This window comes from Actinoallomurus purpureus (assembly GCF_024055795.1).
Lineage (GTDB): Bacteria > Actinomycetota > Actinomycetes > Streptosporangiales > Streptosporangiaceae > Actinoallomurus > Actinoallomurus purpureus.
The window spans coordinates 48,023-62,744 of the sequence record NZ_JAMXMY010000018.1 but is presented as its reverse complement, the minus strand read 5'-3'; the positions used below and the strand labels follow the sequence as shown (position 1 = coordinate 62,744).

14 protein-coding genes are annotated in these 14,722 nt (G+C 68.7%); 6 read left to right on the top strand and 8 right to left on the bottom strand.

The features are described 5' to 3' along the window. Nucleotides 1-62 precede the first annotated feature (62 nt). From pdhA to NE236_RS29160, 5 genes are all read left to right on the top strand, one after another. On the top strand, nt 63-1,184 hold the full coding sequence (gene pdhA, locus NE236_RS29180) for a pyruvate dehydrogenase (acetyl-transferring) E1 component subunit alpha (protein ID WP_252845393.1): 1,122 nt from the start codon (nt 63-65) through the stop codon (nt 1,182-1,184). Between the two features lie 48 nt (nt 1,185-1,232). Then, nucleotides 1,233-2,210: an alpha-ketoacid dehydrogenase subunit beta gene (locus tag NE236_RS29175; RefSeq protein ID WP_308209170.1), complete on the top strand. Its 978-nt coding sequence runs from the start codon at nt 1,233-1,235 to the stop codon at nt 2,208-2,210. A gap of 2 nt (nt 2,211-2,212) precedes the next feature. After that, nucleotides 2,213-3,640 carry a dihydrolipoamide acetyltransferase family protein gene (locus tag NE236_RS29170; RefSeq protein WP_252845392.1) on the top strand — a complete coding sequence of 476 codons (1,428 nt, stop codon included), beginning with the start codon at nt 2,213-2,215 and terminating at the stop codon, nt 3,638-3,640. Between the two features lie 278 nt (nt 3,641-3,918). Then, nucleotides 3,919-4,422: a SigE family RNA polymerase sigma factor gene (locus NE236_RS29165; RefSeq protein WP_252845391.1), complete on the top strand. Its 504-nt coding sequence runs from the start codon at nt 3,919-3,921 to the stop codon at nt 4,420-4,422. Beyond that, the gene (locus tag NE236_RS29160) at nt 4,419-4,991 is read left to right on the top strand and encodes a permease-like cell division protein FtsX (protein ID WP_252845390.1); all 573 of its coding nucleotides are present in this window, start codon (nt 4,419-4,421) and stop codon (nt 4,989-4,991) included. The genes NE236_RS29165 and NE236_RS29160 overlap by 4 nt, the downstream gene beginning before the upstream one ends. 123 nt (nt 4,992-5,114) lie before the next feature. Here the strand turns inward: NE236_RS29160 and NE236_RS29155 are convergent, their stop codons facing one another. From NE236_RS29155 to NE236_RS29145, 3 genes are all read right to left on the bottom strand, one after another. Continuing rightward, a complete protein-coding gene (locus NE236_RS29155; RefSeq protein WP_252845389.1) occupies nt 5,115-5,672 on the bottom strand; it encodes a ricin-type beta-trefoil lectin domain protein in 558 nt (185 codons plus the stop codon). Between the two features lie 202 nt (nt 5,673-5,874). Then, entirely contained in the window at nt 5,875-6,348 is a 474-nt protein-coding gene (locus NE236_RS29150; RefSeq protein ID WP_252845388.1) for a hypothetical protein, read from the bottom strand. 201 nt (nt 6,349-6,549) lie between these two features. Further along, nucleotides 6,550-7,377, bottom strand: coding sequence for an endo alpha-1,4 polygalactosaminidase (locus tag NE236_RS29145; RefSeq protein ID WP_252845387.1), 828 nt, complete (start codon nt 7,375-7,377; stop codon nt 6,550-6,552). Between the two features lie 71 nt (nt 7,378-7,448). Between NE236_RS29145 and NE236_RS29140 the strand changes: the two genes are divergently transcribed. Then, nucleotides 7,449-8,045: a hypothetical protein gene (locus NE236_RS29140; RefSeq protein ID WP_252845386.1), complete on the top strand. Its 597-nt coding sequence runs from the start codon at nt 7,449-7,451 to the stop codon at nt 8,043-8,045. Between the two features lie 84 nt (nt 8,046-8,129). On the opposite strand, the gene NE236_RS29135 is transcribed toward NE236_RS29140, so the two are convergent. From NE236_RS29135 to NE236_RS29115, 5 genes are all read right to left on the bottom strand, one after another. After that, nucleotides 8,130-9,479, bottom strand: a complete 1,350-nt coding sequence (locus NE236_RS29135) for a cytochrome P450 (protein ID WP_252845385.1) — start codon at nt 9,477-9,479, stop codon at nt 8,130-8,132. A 343-nt stretch (nt 9,480-9,822) separates the two neighbouring features. Then, a complete protein-coding gene (locus tag NE236_RS29130) occupies nt 9,823-10,566 on the bottom strand; it encodes an SDR family NAD(P)-dependent oxidoreductase (RefSeq protein ID WP_252845527.1) in 744 nt (247 codons plus the stop codon). 20 nt (nt 10,567-10,586) lie between these two features. After that, entirely contained in the window at nt 10,587-11,063 is a 477-nt protein-coding gene (locus NE236_RS29125; protein WP_252845384.1) for a serine hydrolase, read from the bottom strand. A 147-nt stretch (nt 11,064-11,210) separates the two neighbouring features. After that, a complete protein-coding gene (locus NE236_RS29120; protein WP_252845383.1) occupies nt 11,211-12,014 on the bottom strand; it encodes a COG4705 family protein in 804 nt (267 codons plus the stop codon). Nucleotides 12,015-13,191: 1,177 nt separating this feature from the next. Then, the gene (locus NE236_RS29115) at nt 13,192-14,436 is read right to left on the bottom strand and encodes a helix-turn-helix domain-containing protein (protein WP_252845382.1); all 1,245 of its coding nucleotides are present in this window, start codon (nt 14,434-14,436) and stop codon (nt 13,192-13,194) included. Nucleotides 14,437-14,722 lie beyond the last annotated feature (286 nt).

The window sequence follows — 14,722 nt, the reverse complement described above, 5'->3', positions numbered from 1 at the left end:
GACGCGCAACCAGGCCGACCGCGGCGATCCCGCGACGGCCCTGAACGCACAAGGAGTGGCACGTGATCGTCGACGCCGCGCGCGGTGCGCCCCTGGGCACCGACGCACAGTCTCCCCCATCGGAACTCGTCCAGTTGCTCACCCCGGAGGGCGAGCGCGTCGAGCACCCCGACTACGACGTGAACCTGACCCCCGACGAGATCAAGAGTCTGTACCGCGATCTGGTGATCGTCCGCCGGATCGACGCTGAGGCGGTCGCGCTGACCCGCCAGGGCGAGCTGGGCATCTGGGCGTCGCTGCTCGGCCAGGAGGCCGCGCAGATCGGCTCGGCCCGCGCCCTGCGTACGGACGACATGGCGTTCCCGAGCTACCGGGAGCACGGCGTGGCCTACTGCCGGGGCGTCGACCCGCTCGACCTCCTGGGGCTCTTCCGCGGCGTCAACCACGCCGGGTGGGATCCGAAGGAGCACAACTTCCACCTCTACACGATCGTCATCGGCAGCCACGCCCTGCACGCCACCGGCTACGCCATGGGCATCCAGCGGGACGGCACCGAGAACGCCGCGATCGTCTACTTCGGCGACGGCGCCACCAGCCAGGGCGACGTGAACGAGGCGTTCGTGTGGTCGGCCGCGCAGAACGCCCCCGTCGTCTTCTTCTGCCAGAACAACCAGTGGGCGATCTCCGAGCCGCTGGAGAAGCAGTCCCGGATCCCGCTGTACCGCCGCGCCGAGGGCTTCGGGTTCCCCGGCATCCGGGTCGACGGCAACGACGTCTTCGCCGTCCAGGCCGTCACGAAGAAGGCCCTTGAGAACGCCCGCAGCGGCCAGGGCCCCACGCTCATCGAGGCGTACACCTACCGGATGGGCGCCCACACCACGACCGACGACCCGACGCGCTACCGGCTCCAGGCCGAGCTGGAGTCCTGGAAGCTCAAGGACCCGATCGAGCGCGTCAAGGCGTACCTCGTCAAGAACGAGATGGCCGACCGCACATTCTTCGACGCGATCGAGGCCGAAGCCAAAGGTGTCGGGTCGGACCTGCGGAAACGGTGTCTAGAATTGCCCGACCCCGAGGCGACGGCGATCTGGGAGAACGTCTATGCGACCGAGCACCCGATGCTGGCGGACGAGCGCGCCGGGTTCACCTCCTACCTGGAGTCGTTCGAGGAGGTGTCCCGATGAGGCGGCTGCCGACCCGGGCCGACGGCACGCGCGGAGGGGAGTGCGACGGTGAGCGCTGAGACGCTGACTCTTTCCAGGGCCATGAACGAGGGCCTTCGCAAGGCCATGGAGAACGACCCGAAGGTCCTCATCATGGGTGAGGACGTCGGCCGGCTCGGCGGTGTGTTCCGGGTGACCGACGGTCTGCAGAAGGACTTCGGCGAGGCCCGTGTCATCGACACGCCGCTGGCCGAGTCCGGCATCGTCGGCACGGCCATCGGGCTCGCGCTGCGCGGCTACCGGCCGGTGTGCGAGATCCAGTTCGACGGGTTCGTGTTCCCGGCGTTCAACCAGATCACCTCCCAGCTCGCCAAGATGCGGATGCGCTCGCTGGGCACTCTGGAGCTGCCGGTCGTGATCCGCATTCCGTTCGGCGGCGGCATTGGCGCCGTCGAGCACCACAGCGAGTCGCCGGAGGCGTACTTCACCCACACCGGCGGCTTGCGCGTCGTCGCCTGCTCGAACCCGGCCGACGCGTACACGATGATCCAGCAGGCCATCGAGTGCCCCGACCCAGTGATCTTCTTCGAGCCGAAGCGCCGCTACTGGGACAAGGCCCCCGTCGACCGCGACCTGGCGAACGCCGCTCCCTTCGACAAGGCCGTCGTGGCACGCCCGGGCGAGGACGTGACCGTGCTCGCGTACGGGCCGATGGTCAAGACGTCCCTGGAGGCCGCGCAGGCCGACGAGGGCCACTCGATCGAGGTCATCGACATCCGCTCCCTCAACCCGCTCGACGAGGAGACGGTGCTCGCCTCCGTACGCCGGACGGGCCGGTGCGTGGTCGTGCACGAGGCCCCGGTGTTCAGCGGGTACGGTGGCGAGCTCGCCGCCCGGATCACCGAGAAGTGCTTCTACCACCTGGAGGCACCGGTGCTGCGGGTCGGCGGCTTCTCCACGCCGTACCCCCCGTCCCGCCTCGAGGACCACTACCTGCCCGACCTTGACCGCGTCCTCGACGCCGTCGACCGGACCTTCGCGTGGTGAGCATGGGCGAGCTGAAGCAGTTCAAACTGCCGGACGTCGGCGAAGGCCTGACCGAGGCCGACATCATCAAGTGGCACGTACGGCCCGGCGACGCCGTCGAGGTCAACCAGACGATCGTGGAGATCGAGACGGCCAAGGCCGTCGTCGAGCTGCCGTGCCCGTACGAGGGCACCGTCGCCGAGCTCCTCGTCGAGGAGGGCACGACGGTCGACGTCGGCGTCCCGATCATCTCGGTCGCCGTCGGCGGCGACGTGCCGGTCGTCGGCAGGACCGCCGAGGACACGGCGCCCGCGCAGGAAGTGGTCGCCTCCCCGCCCGCCGAGGGCGCGCGGGAGCCCGGCATGGAGGGCAGCCCCGCACCGGCGGTGGACCCGTCCGCCCCGGAGCAGAAGCGTGTTCCGGTGCTCGTCGGCTACGGCGTGAAGGCGGGTTCGACCAAGCGCCGGCCGCGCAAGGCGGCGTCCGGCGCGCCGGCCGGGACGGCCCCGGCCGCTCCCGCGAGCGCCGCCGTACGGGCGGAGGCCGCCACGCCCGCGCCGGCGGTCCGGCCCGCCGGGGGACGCGTCGCGGTGCTGGCCAAGCCCCCGGTCCGCAAGCTGGCCAAGGACCTCGGCGTCGACCTGACCGCCGTCACCGGCACCGGCCCGCAGGGGTCGATCACCCGGGACGACGTCCGTCAGGCCGCGACGGCCCCCGCGCCCGCAGCCCCCGTACGGGCCGTGGGCGAGCGGCGGGAGGAGCGCATCCCGATCCGGGGCGTGCGTAAGCACACGGCGGCGGCCATGGTGCAGTCGGCGTTCACCGCGCCGCACGTCACCGAGTGGCTGCAGGTCGACGTCACCGAGACCATGAACGCCGCCAGGCGGCTGCGCGACCTGCCCGACTTCGAGGGCCTCAAGGTCTCGCCGCTGCTGCTCGTCGCCAAGGCGCTGCTGCTGGCGGTCCGGCGTCACCCGCTGATCAACTCGTCGTGGGATGACGAGGCACAGGAGATCGTGGTCAAGCACTACGTGAACCTGGGCATCGCCGCCGCGACCGAGCGCGGGCTGATCGTGCCGAAGGTCCGCGACGCCCACGACCTGTCGCTGCCGGACCTGGCCCGGGCGTTCGCCGACCTCGCCGCGACGGCGCGAGCCGGCAAGTCGACCCCGGCCGACCTGTCCGACGGCACGATCACGATCACCAACGTCGGCGTCTTCGGCGTCGACGCGGGCACCCCGATCCTGACGCCCGGTGAGTCGGCGATCCTCTGCTTCGGCCAGATCAGGGACATGCCCTGGGTGCACGAGGGTGAGATCAGGATTCGCAAGGTGACGACGCTGGCACTGTCGTTCGACCACCGCATCGTCGACGGCGAACTCGGCTCGGCCGTCCTCCGCGAGGTCGGCGCCATGCTCGAGGACCCCATGCGCATGCTCGCCTGGTCCTGACGGTGTCGAGGTCTCCGGGCCGATACGGCCCGGAGACCCGAATACGGTGCGAGGCACACGCACGTAATCGCTTATCCGAGCGACGTACGTTAAGTGCTCGACGTGTCTCCGCCTTCGGCGTCCCCCTGCGGCGGTCTCGTGGATAAGGGCGTAGTAGACGCGACTGCCGCGCCTGATCATCGAGGTTTTCATGCGTTGGCGGTGTCAGGACTCTCGATGATCATGGGAGGCACGCAGCATTCGAGGCCTCGGGGCGTCTCTGGTACGTGGACATTGAAATGGTCTCTTCCGCGCGGGCGCCCGATGATGTCGGTGATCTCTATCGGGACCACGCCCTCGGGCTCATCCGGCTCGCGATGCTGATGGTCGGTGACGGACCGACGGCCGAAGACGTGGTCCAGGACGCCTTCCTGGGGCTGCACGACAAATGGCGGTCTCTGCGCGATCCGGCCGCCGGGCTGGCCTATCTGAGATCGGCGGTGCTGAACCGCTGCCGGTCCGTGCTGCGCCGCCGGGCGGTCGCCGGCCGGTTCCGGCAGCCGTACCAGCCTCCGGCGTGGTCGGCCGAGGACAGCGCGATCGACGGGCAGGAGCGGCTGGCGGTCCTGGGCGCGATCGCACGGCTCTCTCGTCGCCAGCGTGAGGTCCTCGCCCTGCGCTTCTACTGCGACCTGCCCGAACAGGAGATCGCCGGCATTCTGAAGATCAGCCGCGGCACCGTCTCGGCCACGACGTCCCGGGCCCTCGCCGCTCTCGCCAGGCTTCTGGAGGACGTCAGATGAGAACACTCGAAGATCGCATCCGGGACGCCTACGCGATGGCCGACGAGTGGGGGCCGGCCGTCCCTCCGCCGCTGCGCCACCGCACCGCGCGCCGTCGCCGACTCCGCTTCGCCGCTCCCCTCGCGGCCGCCGCCGGCGTCACGGCGGTGGTATTCCTCGCGACCGGACTCCCGCACGGCACGCGGAACACGACCGCTCCCCCTCAGTCCCGCCCCACGCCGACATCGACGCAGCTCCCGACGAATCAGGCCACGATCTATCTCTGTGCCAAGGCGTCCCTCAACCCCAGCTGCCACCATCAGGAGGCCACCCCGGCCCAGCGGGACGCGATCGCCGACGCGCTGAGGAAGACGCCGCAGGTACGTGCCGTCGAGTACGTCACGAAGGCGGAGGCGTTCGCCCAGGCCAAGAACAGCCTCGCGGGAACGAAGAGGGGAGACGCTCTCCGCCCCGGCGACATCCCCGCCTCGTTCCGGGTGACCATGCGCCGACCCGCCGACTTCCAGGCGATCATCAAGGCGGTGATGAGCCGACCGGGAGTGGATCAGGTGGTGAACCAACCACGGTGATCCGAATCCGCAGGGGTCTCCCCGACCTTAAGGAGACCCCTGCGGACGCACCCGCCTTCGCCCGGACCGCGGCGCGCGGTCGCGTCCCTCAGCCGGCTCCGCTCATGACCACGCGGAGCAAGCTCAGAGCTTCTCCCAGATCTGCCTGCCCGGCGGAGGGTAGGGCTGCGTCTGCACGATTACGCCAGAGTTTATCCTGGCCCCCTTCTCCGAAACATACACATAGGGCTCTCCTGCGCGCCGGCGGTGCATGATCGTGACCACGCTACCTGAGCTGACGTCCCACTTTTGATTGGCAGCGGTCTTCTTGCAGGTGCTCAGCACAACGTAGTCGCCGCTATTCACCTTTTTGTTCGTGCCGAGTGCGATGTCCAGGCACTTGCCGGTGAGAACGTTGACCAGGTGGTCCCCCCACTTGGTCTGGAAGCGGATCTTCCGCGCGTTGCCACAGCTGCCGATGAGAGCAGGTTTACCCGACGTCGAACTACTGCTCGCAAGGCACTTCCAGGACTCTTGGTTCTGAAGATAAAAAGTGCTTGCGGCGTTGGCCGGCGTGGCGGCCAGAGCGGGGACCAGTAGCGCGGTGGCAGCCGTCACGGCCGCCCCTATTGTTCGCTTGCGCAAAATTTCTCCTTTCTCGTCCGGTTTCGGAATCACCCGCGACACCACGTCGAAGATCAACCTCACGCGGGGCCGTAAGCGATCTTCGTTCGGGGAGGTCCAGGTCGCGGCCGTCCTCCCGCACACTCAGATAGGTCCGGTACACGACGATGCGCGCGGAACGCTCGGTAAAGCTCCGGTCGAAGCGACACAAGGAGTGCCCAGGGCGCTTCCGCGGAACCCTTCACCGAGCGTTCGGAACGGGTGTCGACTTGGGAGCCGGTCAGCTCCGCCAGGGACCGCTGATGTTGTACACGCGCTTGCCGATCGTGATCGCGCCGAACACCCTGTACGTACCGTACTTACTGTTGATCGCAATCGTCACCGGTCCGACGTAATATTTGTCGGCACGCTCCTTGGCGGGAGCCGGAGACCCGGGCTTGTGGAATTGGATCCCGACCAGCATCTCGTGCTTCGAACCCGTGTACCCTGCAACGGGGCGAAGGATCGCGCAAGCAGTTCTGTGAATGGAATGCGGGTACGTCTTCACGTACGAATACACGTATGCGACCGCTACCCGCTTATGTTGCTTGTTGACCGCTGTGATGGCCACCTTGTCCCGAGTCTTGCTGGGCCAGCCCTTACCGCACGAGCCGTGCAGAGAGGCGGCATCGGCCGGGGCTGCGGTGACCGCAGCGGAACCGGCGAGCGACAAAGCGGCGACCGTTGATACGGCCAGCATCCGACGAATACTCATCTCTTTCTTCCCTCGCTCATGCCATAATGCGGCAAGCTGGTATAAGTGGAGCGAGTTTAGCGATCGATCACGTTTCAGAGATAGACCGACGACGATAATTGGGCCACTGGTCCTAACCGCGACCAGGACCGGCGCCCTACTGGCGGATTACCGCGCGTTCAGGGCGTCCGCCTCGGGAGCGGGCGCCCTGAGCGCCGTGGGTCAGGGGCAGGTCTGGCGTTTGGCGGTGAGGTCGAGGGTCTTGCGAATGGAGCTGAGCCGCAGTTTCTTGGACTCGGGGCAGAACTTGCTCAGCGGCACGGTGTACTCGGCGTGGAAGACGGGCTTGCCGGCCTTGATGAAGGGCTTGAGGGCCGAGCACTCCTTGTACTCCGCGCACTGCTCGTTCACCGCGAAGTCGAAGTCCTTGACCAGGGTCGGGATCTGGTCCAGGTCGTTCTTCAGGCCGACCGCGAGGCCCTTCTGGTGGGCGACGCGTGACAGCATCCGGTTGAACGCCAGTTGCTGTTTCGCGGTCACCGGGAAGCCGGACTTGTTCTGGTAGGCGTCGACCAGGTCCGGCTCGACGCCGTCGAATCCCTTGGCCTTGCACTGGTCCAGGCGCGCGGACCAGATGCGCTGCACCACGCTGACCTGGCGGATGTCGACCCAGCGCTCCTGCGGCCAGCCGTCGACCTTCTTGCCGAGGATGGACTTGGGGAACTTGCCGTAGTCGGGCCGGCCCTGCTCGGCCGCGCCGATGTCGATGTAGCAGATGACCTTGCGCCCCTTTTTGTGCAGCGCGGTGACGGTCGACTTGGGCGTGTCGAACATGTCGACGTCGAAGACGCTCGCCTTGACCGACGTGTCGATCTTCCCGCTGAGCTGCCACTGCCAGCTGACGCCGACCCTGGGCCGCCACCAGGAGCTCGCCTCGGCGGTGACCGACGCCGTGCCGTGCGCGGCCACATCACGCGCCCCGGTTCCAGCGCTGCCGCAACCGGCGAGCGACAGGGCGACCAGGGTGAACAATACGTACCGATGGTTCATCCGTGACATAAATGATCAAGCTACCCCGCCGTCGCCAGGCCGTCAGGCGTTCGGAGGATCGGGAGGGATCCATGCCGCCGTGGTGGCTCGTCGTCGCCTGGATCGTGATCGTGCCCATGGCCGTCGTCATGCTCGTCGATCCGCGGCGGCTGTGGAGCCGACCGGCGAGGGCCTGGGCTCGTGACCATCCCGACGATCGCTACACGCGGTGGTGGGAGGCCGCGGCCGCCTGGCGGGGTCTCGCCGCGCTCGCCGTCGTGGCGCTCCTCACGATCAGCTGGGTGGACCACGCCCATGCCACGGCGGAGCCCCGCCTGCACGGCACGACGGAGAGCGAGAAGGTGCGGGCGCAGCCGGGATCCGGCCATCCGGTCGCGATGGCGCCGGACGCGTACTCCGCGCACGGGACGAGGCTGCGCGTGATCTGGCGGTCGTGGGCGGAGCGGATCGGATGCGTGCTCGACCACGTCTCCGTCGCCGAGAACCCGGCGCTGGTCACGGTCACCGTCTACGAGGGCGGCTCCAGCAAGAACTGCGCCGACGGCGGTCAGGCCTGGGGCGGATTCGGGCCGTTCACCACCCGCTACACCGACGTGACGCTGCACTCTCCGCTCCACGGCCGTCACGTCGCGAACGCCGAGGGCGTGCCGGTCCCGCGATACAAGTGAGACCGGGACACCCCGGGCCCGGGACACGGGCAGGCCCTTCGGCATGATCCTCGACACGGCGCCCCTCCGTCTTGGACCCGCGTCTCACTGTCCGCGCCACCAGCCGACCAGCGAACTCCACCAGCGCGGGTGTTCCGCGCCCTCCGGTCGCTTCGGCGCAACGGCCCCGATCGGCGGGACCGGCGCCGACCAGGCCGCGGTCTCTGGTGAGGCGGGCGCCGACGCGGGCGGGAAGCGGACCGGGAGCGCGGCGAGCGCGCGGTGGAACATCCCCGGCCGCCACCGCAGTTGGCCGGCGGGGACCGCGAGCTCCATGTCGGGGAGCCCGTCGAGGAGCTTCTCGATCGCGACCGTGGCGATGAGACGTCCGTGACCCTGCGCCGGGCAGGTGTGCGGGCCCGCGCCCCACGCCAGGTGCGCCCGGTTGCCCGCGCGGCGATCCGACGTGAGCGACGGGTCGGTGTTCGCGGCGCCGAAACTGATGACGACCGGCTGGTGGGCGGCCAGCCGGACGCCGGCGAACGGCGTCTCCCGCGGGGGGTAGGCCACCGCGTAGTTCGCGATGGGAGGGTCCGTCCACAGCACCTGATCGAGCGCGTCCTCGATGGCCAGGCTGCCGCCGGACAGGTCACCGGCGAAGCGGTCGTCGGACAGCAGGAGCCGCATCGCGTTCGCGATGAGGTTCTGTTCGGGTTCGGTCCCGGCCCCCACGAGCACGACGAGCTGGTGCAGCATCTCCTCGTCCGTGAGCCGCGCGGGGTGCGCCATCAGCCAGGAGGTGAGGTCCGCGCCGGGCCGCACGCGTTTGAGGGCCACCAGCTCCATGAGGGCCTCCCCCAGGATCATGTTCGACTTCTCCGGTTCCTTGCCGTCGAAGATGCCGCTCATTCCCTGGACCAGCCGATCTCCGATGCCCGGCGGGCAGCCGAACAGCGCGTTGAACACGAGGAGGGGCAGCACGCGGGCGTACTCGGCGATCAGGTCCGCGCGGCCGGTGGGCGCGAACCGCGCGATGAGGAGATCGGCGTTGCTCTCGACGTAGCCCCGCAGGACGTTCGGGTCCACCCGCTCCAGGCTGTCGGTCACCGCGGCCCGGATCCGGGCGTGGACCGCGCCGCCGGTGAACAGGGTGTTCGGCCGGTACCCCATCATCGGCAGGAGCGGGCAGTCGGGAGGGACGCTCGCCTGCCAGCGGCGGGGGTCCTTCGGGAAGGCGACGGGGTCGCGCAGCACCTCGAGCGCGGCCTCATAACCGATGACGAGCGTGCCGGGAACGCCGGGCGCCAGTTCGACCGGCGCGACGGCTCCGTGCCGGCGCAGGTGGGCGTACGTACGTGTGGGGTCGGCGGCGAACTCCGGCCCGTACAACGGCGTCCGGCCGGAGTGGGCGGGACAGGCCGAGGAGGGTCCGGTGGCGGAGGAGTCGGAGGTCACGCGGGCTCCTGTTCGGAGAACGGACGAGGAGAGACTGGGCCGGCGGATCAACGCGTCTGGGGCCGGCCGGCCGGGAATCCGGACGGCGGTACGACCGGCGGAAGGGCTCACGAGGGAATTCCGTATGGCCGAAAAGGCTACATTCCGTGAATGCCGCATTCCAGTGCGAGATCGATGTTCGTCCTCATCCTTCGGCAAGGCGCGGCCCCGCGGACGTGTTCGCCGCCTTCGACCTCTCCCCGACGCTGCCCGCCGGTACGACGCGGGCGTCCGTCAGCCGAAGCGGTACGGCGTGAGGTACTCGGGCACGACGACCTTGGTATGCGGGCTCCTGCTCCGCCGGTCAGTCGATCGTGTGGCCGCCGTTGACGGTGATGCGTTCTCCGGTGATGAAGCCGGCCGCGTCGGAGGCAAGGAAGGAGACCGTGGCGGCGACGTCCTCGGGCGTACCCATCCGGCCGAGGGGAACGTCCGCCCGGTAGGCGCCCAGGTCGTCGGCGGAGGCGCCGGCGTGCCGCTCGACCGGGATCCAGCCGGGGGCGACGAGATTCACCGTGATGCCGGACGGACCGAGTTCCCGCGCCCAGGAGCGGGTCAGGCCGATCTGTGCCCCCTTGGCAGCGACGTAGGCCGACATGCCGGGCAGGGCGCGTTCGAAGATGTCGGAGCCGATCTGGATGACCCGGCCGCCTCCCCTGGCCTTCATCCCGGGGAGAACGGCCTGCAGCAGCAGTGTGGGGCTCTTGACGAAGAACCGCAGCTGGTCCAGATGCGACTCCCAGGTCAGATCCTCGACCGCGACCGTCGGCTGGGGGCCGGTCGCGTTGACCACCAGAACGGTTACGGTGCCGAGGCGATCGGTCACCTTCGTCACCAGATCGGCCACCGCGGCCTCGTCGGTGACATCGGCGGCGAACGCCTCGGCGCGGCCGCCCGCGGCGCGGATGTCCGCGACCACCCGGCGGGCCTGGTCGGCCCCGGATCGGAATCCGACGGCAACGGCCCAGCCGTCGGCGGCCAGATGCCGCGCGATGACGGCGCCCAGTCCGCGCGACGCTCCGGTGACAAGCGCGACGCCCTCTTCCATGGCCACGGCGGACTCCGTCCTTAATGATCGACTCTGCGACGCCGACAATAGCCCCGCGGCCGCGGACACCGGGTGTCCCGGCTGCTGCGCTCGCTCTCCGCGAAGATCGCGATGGCGTACCGTCCGCCGTCGGGGTACTCGGCGACGCCGACCTCGATGTACAGGCCCGGCAGTGTCCCCGTCTTGGCCGGCACGCGCACCTCGGGCGGGAAGCCGGTGGGGAGCCGCGTCCAGAAGACCTGACCAGGCCCAACGCCGCCGCCAGCAGTCCGGCCCGATCCGGCGCAGCAGCAGGTCGGCCGCCGTGTTGTCGCGGACCGGCATGTCCGCCGACAGCTCGAACATCCGACGGGCCACACGCGCGGCCTCTTCGGGCTCCCGTACGGGATCGACCCAGGAGTGTGGCTCGCGGGACTGCGGGCCGAGTTCCCCCGCTGGGGCTTCCTGTTCGACCCGTTCAGCTCAACGTGGACAGCGGTGCGAGGGCGACACCACATCGAGGTCGCGCCTACGGCGATCGCGCTGCGCGACGCCCTCCACGGCCGCCGTCTCCATTGACTTTGGGACTATCGCCGTTCGGAAGGCCCAGGGAAGGGCGATAACCCCAAAGTCAACGAGGGGCTTCGCCGAGTGCCCGGACCGCCTCACGCGCCGGGCGCCTGGCGGGGCTGATGATCGGGTTGGCTGCCAGTCGGGGAAGCGGTGTCCACCGTGCGGGTCTGCTGGCGGTGGGTGAGCGTCTGGTAACCGACCAACACCACCAGTACGGCGATCAGGCCGACGGAGGTGATAGTGGTTCCCACCCCGCCTCCGCCTATCGCGACGGGTTTTTCCACCGCGTTCTCCGCGACCGCCCCGAGCGGGCGGGTGAGCACGTAAGCGATCCAGAACAGCACCGTGCCCGAGACGGGTGTCAAATAATGTGCGGCGAGGATTAGCAACATCGTTCCGGACAGCAGCAGAGAACTGCCTCGGAAGCCCAGGCCCAGGCTGTTGGACAGGAAGTCACCGCTGGAGGTCCCCAGCGTGTTGGACACCGTTGTCGCGCTCCAGTAGAGGAGCTCGCCCTTGCGGGTGGCGATCCGTTCGACGTCCATGGTCTGCCCGGTCGCCCGCCAGCCGATCAGCACGAGCACCAGGAGGGTGGTCAGCACGACCGCACCGCCCGTGTAGCCCAGCCCGGCGGTACGGTTCATGAAATCCGACATCGCGGTGCCCACGATGCTGGTCGTCAGGATCACCGACCAGAATATGACCGGCCGGAACCGGTCAGTCTTCAGCTGCATCGCCAGGGTGAGCGCCAATGCCACGAAGAAGATGATCGAGCCGGTGGCGTAGCCGAGTTTCAGCGGCGTTATCGCCACGTAGTTCGATGCCGACTCGCCCAGCGTGGTCGCCACGATCTTGATCGTCCAGAACAACGCGCCGACCTTCGGCAACTTGCTCACAGGAACCTCAGTCATCGAAGCTCGCGTCCTCACCGCTCACGAGGCTGATCCCTGAATCCGGCCTCGGGGAACAGCGGGCCGATAGCGTTGAAGAAGGATCTCGATTGGCTGGGTCCCGGGCATCCAGATGCCGGACGACGTGGCAGGCGACCTCCAGGTCGGCGTGACCATCGTAGATATCGACCAGAAGGTGATGAGAGGAAGGACCTGCCGGAGCCGCTGGGACGAAATTCACCGTGTCCGGTGAGGCGGTGGCTCGGCGCAGTCGCTGCCCCGGTCGTGCCGTCCGAGGCGGTGAGCCGCTGGGCACATCGCGCGACGGCACCGAGACGTTGTTGGTTTTGATCGAATCCATGATCTCCCCCGAGACTCACATGGACGCACGGCCGCGCCGACAAGGGCCCGTCGTCACGGTGCCGCTATGAAATTTCTGGGAGGCCGTGGTCGGCCGGAAACCCCGTGACTCCCGCATGTGGCCGGGTCCGGGGGCGCCTGCTCGCGGTCCACGGCCGACGGTCCGCCCCATGTCGCCGTTCCCGCCATCCCACGCGGCTCTGAGCATGTTCGGTGAGTCCTCAGAGTTTCCTCCAGTGGGATATCACGCTAGGAATCCCCCGGTTAGCGGAACCGGCCTCGACGGCTAGACGACGGCAAATTCTCGTCAACCGGGCCCGAGCGGTGGCATCCCTGCACGCCGAGGCCGGCTTCCGCATCATCGGCACCCGCGAACGCATCGGCCGCCACTACGGCCGGTGGCGTGACGTCGTCCTCATCGAACGCCGCAGCCCGACCGTCAGTAGCGGCTCCTCCGCTGAGGCAGCGTCCAGTTGGTGCCGAGCTTGTCGTTGGCCCGCTGCAGCACCCGGCGCATCGCCCAGTACGACATCGGCCGCAGCTCGCCCCGCCGCGTCCGTTGGAGACGTAGAACAACAACAGCGCCCGGTCGCGCCTACGGCGATCGCGCTGCGCGACGCCCTCCACAGCCGCCGTGTCCATTGACTTTGGGACTATCGCCGTTCGGAAGGCCCAGGGAAGGGCGATAACCCCAAAGTCAACGAGGGGCTTCGCCGAGCGTTCGGGGGCGGGCTGGCCGCGACCGCGGGTTCGCCTGTCAGGGGTGCCAGAAACGCGAGGTCCCCGCCGCCGGGTGGGCCGGGGGCGAGGACCTGGAGCGTGCTCATCGGCTCCTGCTGGCGAGGTTCACCGTTTCTGGATATCCATATGCCTCGAAGAGATCTCGGACCTCGGGGAGCCCTTGGAACGGGCGGAGGCAGGCGCGGACGACATGTGAGCGCCGAGCGGTGCGCTCGCTCGGCATATCCGCCGACAACTCGAACATCCGGCGCGCCGTATTCGCGGCTTCTTCAGGCTCGTTCGCATCCGCGAGGGCGACCGCAAGCCAGGACAGGTAGAGCGCGAGTTCCCGTGTGTGCGTGCTGTCGTATCGGCCGAGGACTTGCGTCAGAGCGGGCACCGCGCGCAGCGGGCGCCGCAGCTCCACGTAAACGCGGGCTTCCATGATTTGAAGCTCGCTTTCATCCACCCAGTAGAGATAGGCGGGCTCCTCTTCGGCCCTGCGGTTCGCGAGAGCTTCAGAGGCCTCCCCGAGCGCTCGGACCGCCATCTGAGACTGCTCGGTCTTCGCGTACGCCCATGCGACGCGATCCCAGAAGAGTGCCTTCGCCCGAGGTGGCGCATCATCGCCCGCCTCCTCAAGGGCCACCGTCGCCAGCGCGCTTCCGGCCTCGGGATCCCCGGTGTTGGTCTTGTGATAGGCCAGGGAGCCAATGAGATTCGCCGCGAGCGTCCGGTCCCCGGCTTCACGCGCCGCGCTGACGCCCAGCCGGTAGATCTGCTCGGCACGCTGATCGCGGCCGGCGTCGCTGGCGATCCACCCGGCTATCTGTGCCAGTTCGCCGATGGCGACGAGAAGGCTCCAGCCGACCTCCTCGGTATGGCTCGCTTCCCTATGGAGCTTTATCGCCATGTCGAGTTCCCGTACGGCCGGGCGGATCAAGTCTCCGCCGGCCAGCACGTCATCGGCGAGACGCAGCCGGTGAATACGGGCAAAGAGGTCGGCGACAGCCTCGTGGCCGATGCCTCGGCCAGTGGCATCACGGAATCGGGTGAGCGAGAAGTCGTCATTTGGGAGGAATTCGATTTCCGCCGACTGACCTCCCGCAGCGGAATGCGCGCGTCGCTCCAGCTCGTCTAACGACACCCCCAGAGCCTCGGCGATGTAGGGCAGCCAGTACCGAGGGGTGCGCTCGCCTCGCTCGTACCGGCCGATCTCGTGCCGGGTGACGGTCGAGCAACCGGAGAGGTCGCACAGGATCTCGGCGAGACGTCGTTGGCTCTTTCCAGCCTGTCGGCGGAGGCGCGCTAGATATGCGCCGAACTCCTCATTCTTGCCACATCGCATCGATTTGCCCTTTCCGGAGAAGCTCGCTGGCCCCCTGTTCGGCCCCCTATCAGGCTCCCCTCCACGCCGAGAGGGCGATGTCTCATGGGATGCCCCGCCTCGGTCACGGCCCGTTCACCTCGACCTGGATAGCGGTGCGGGGACGGCACCATATCCAGGTCGCCCCTACGGCGATCGCGCTGCGCGACGCCCTCCACGCCCCCCGTCTCCGTTGACTTTGGGACTATCGCCGTTCGCGAGGGGCCGGGAAGGGCGATAACCCCGAAGTCAACGAGGGGGGCGCCGG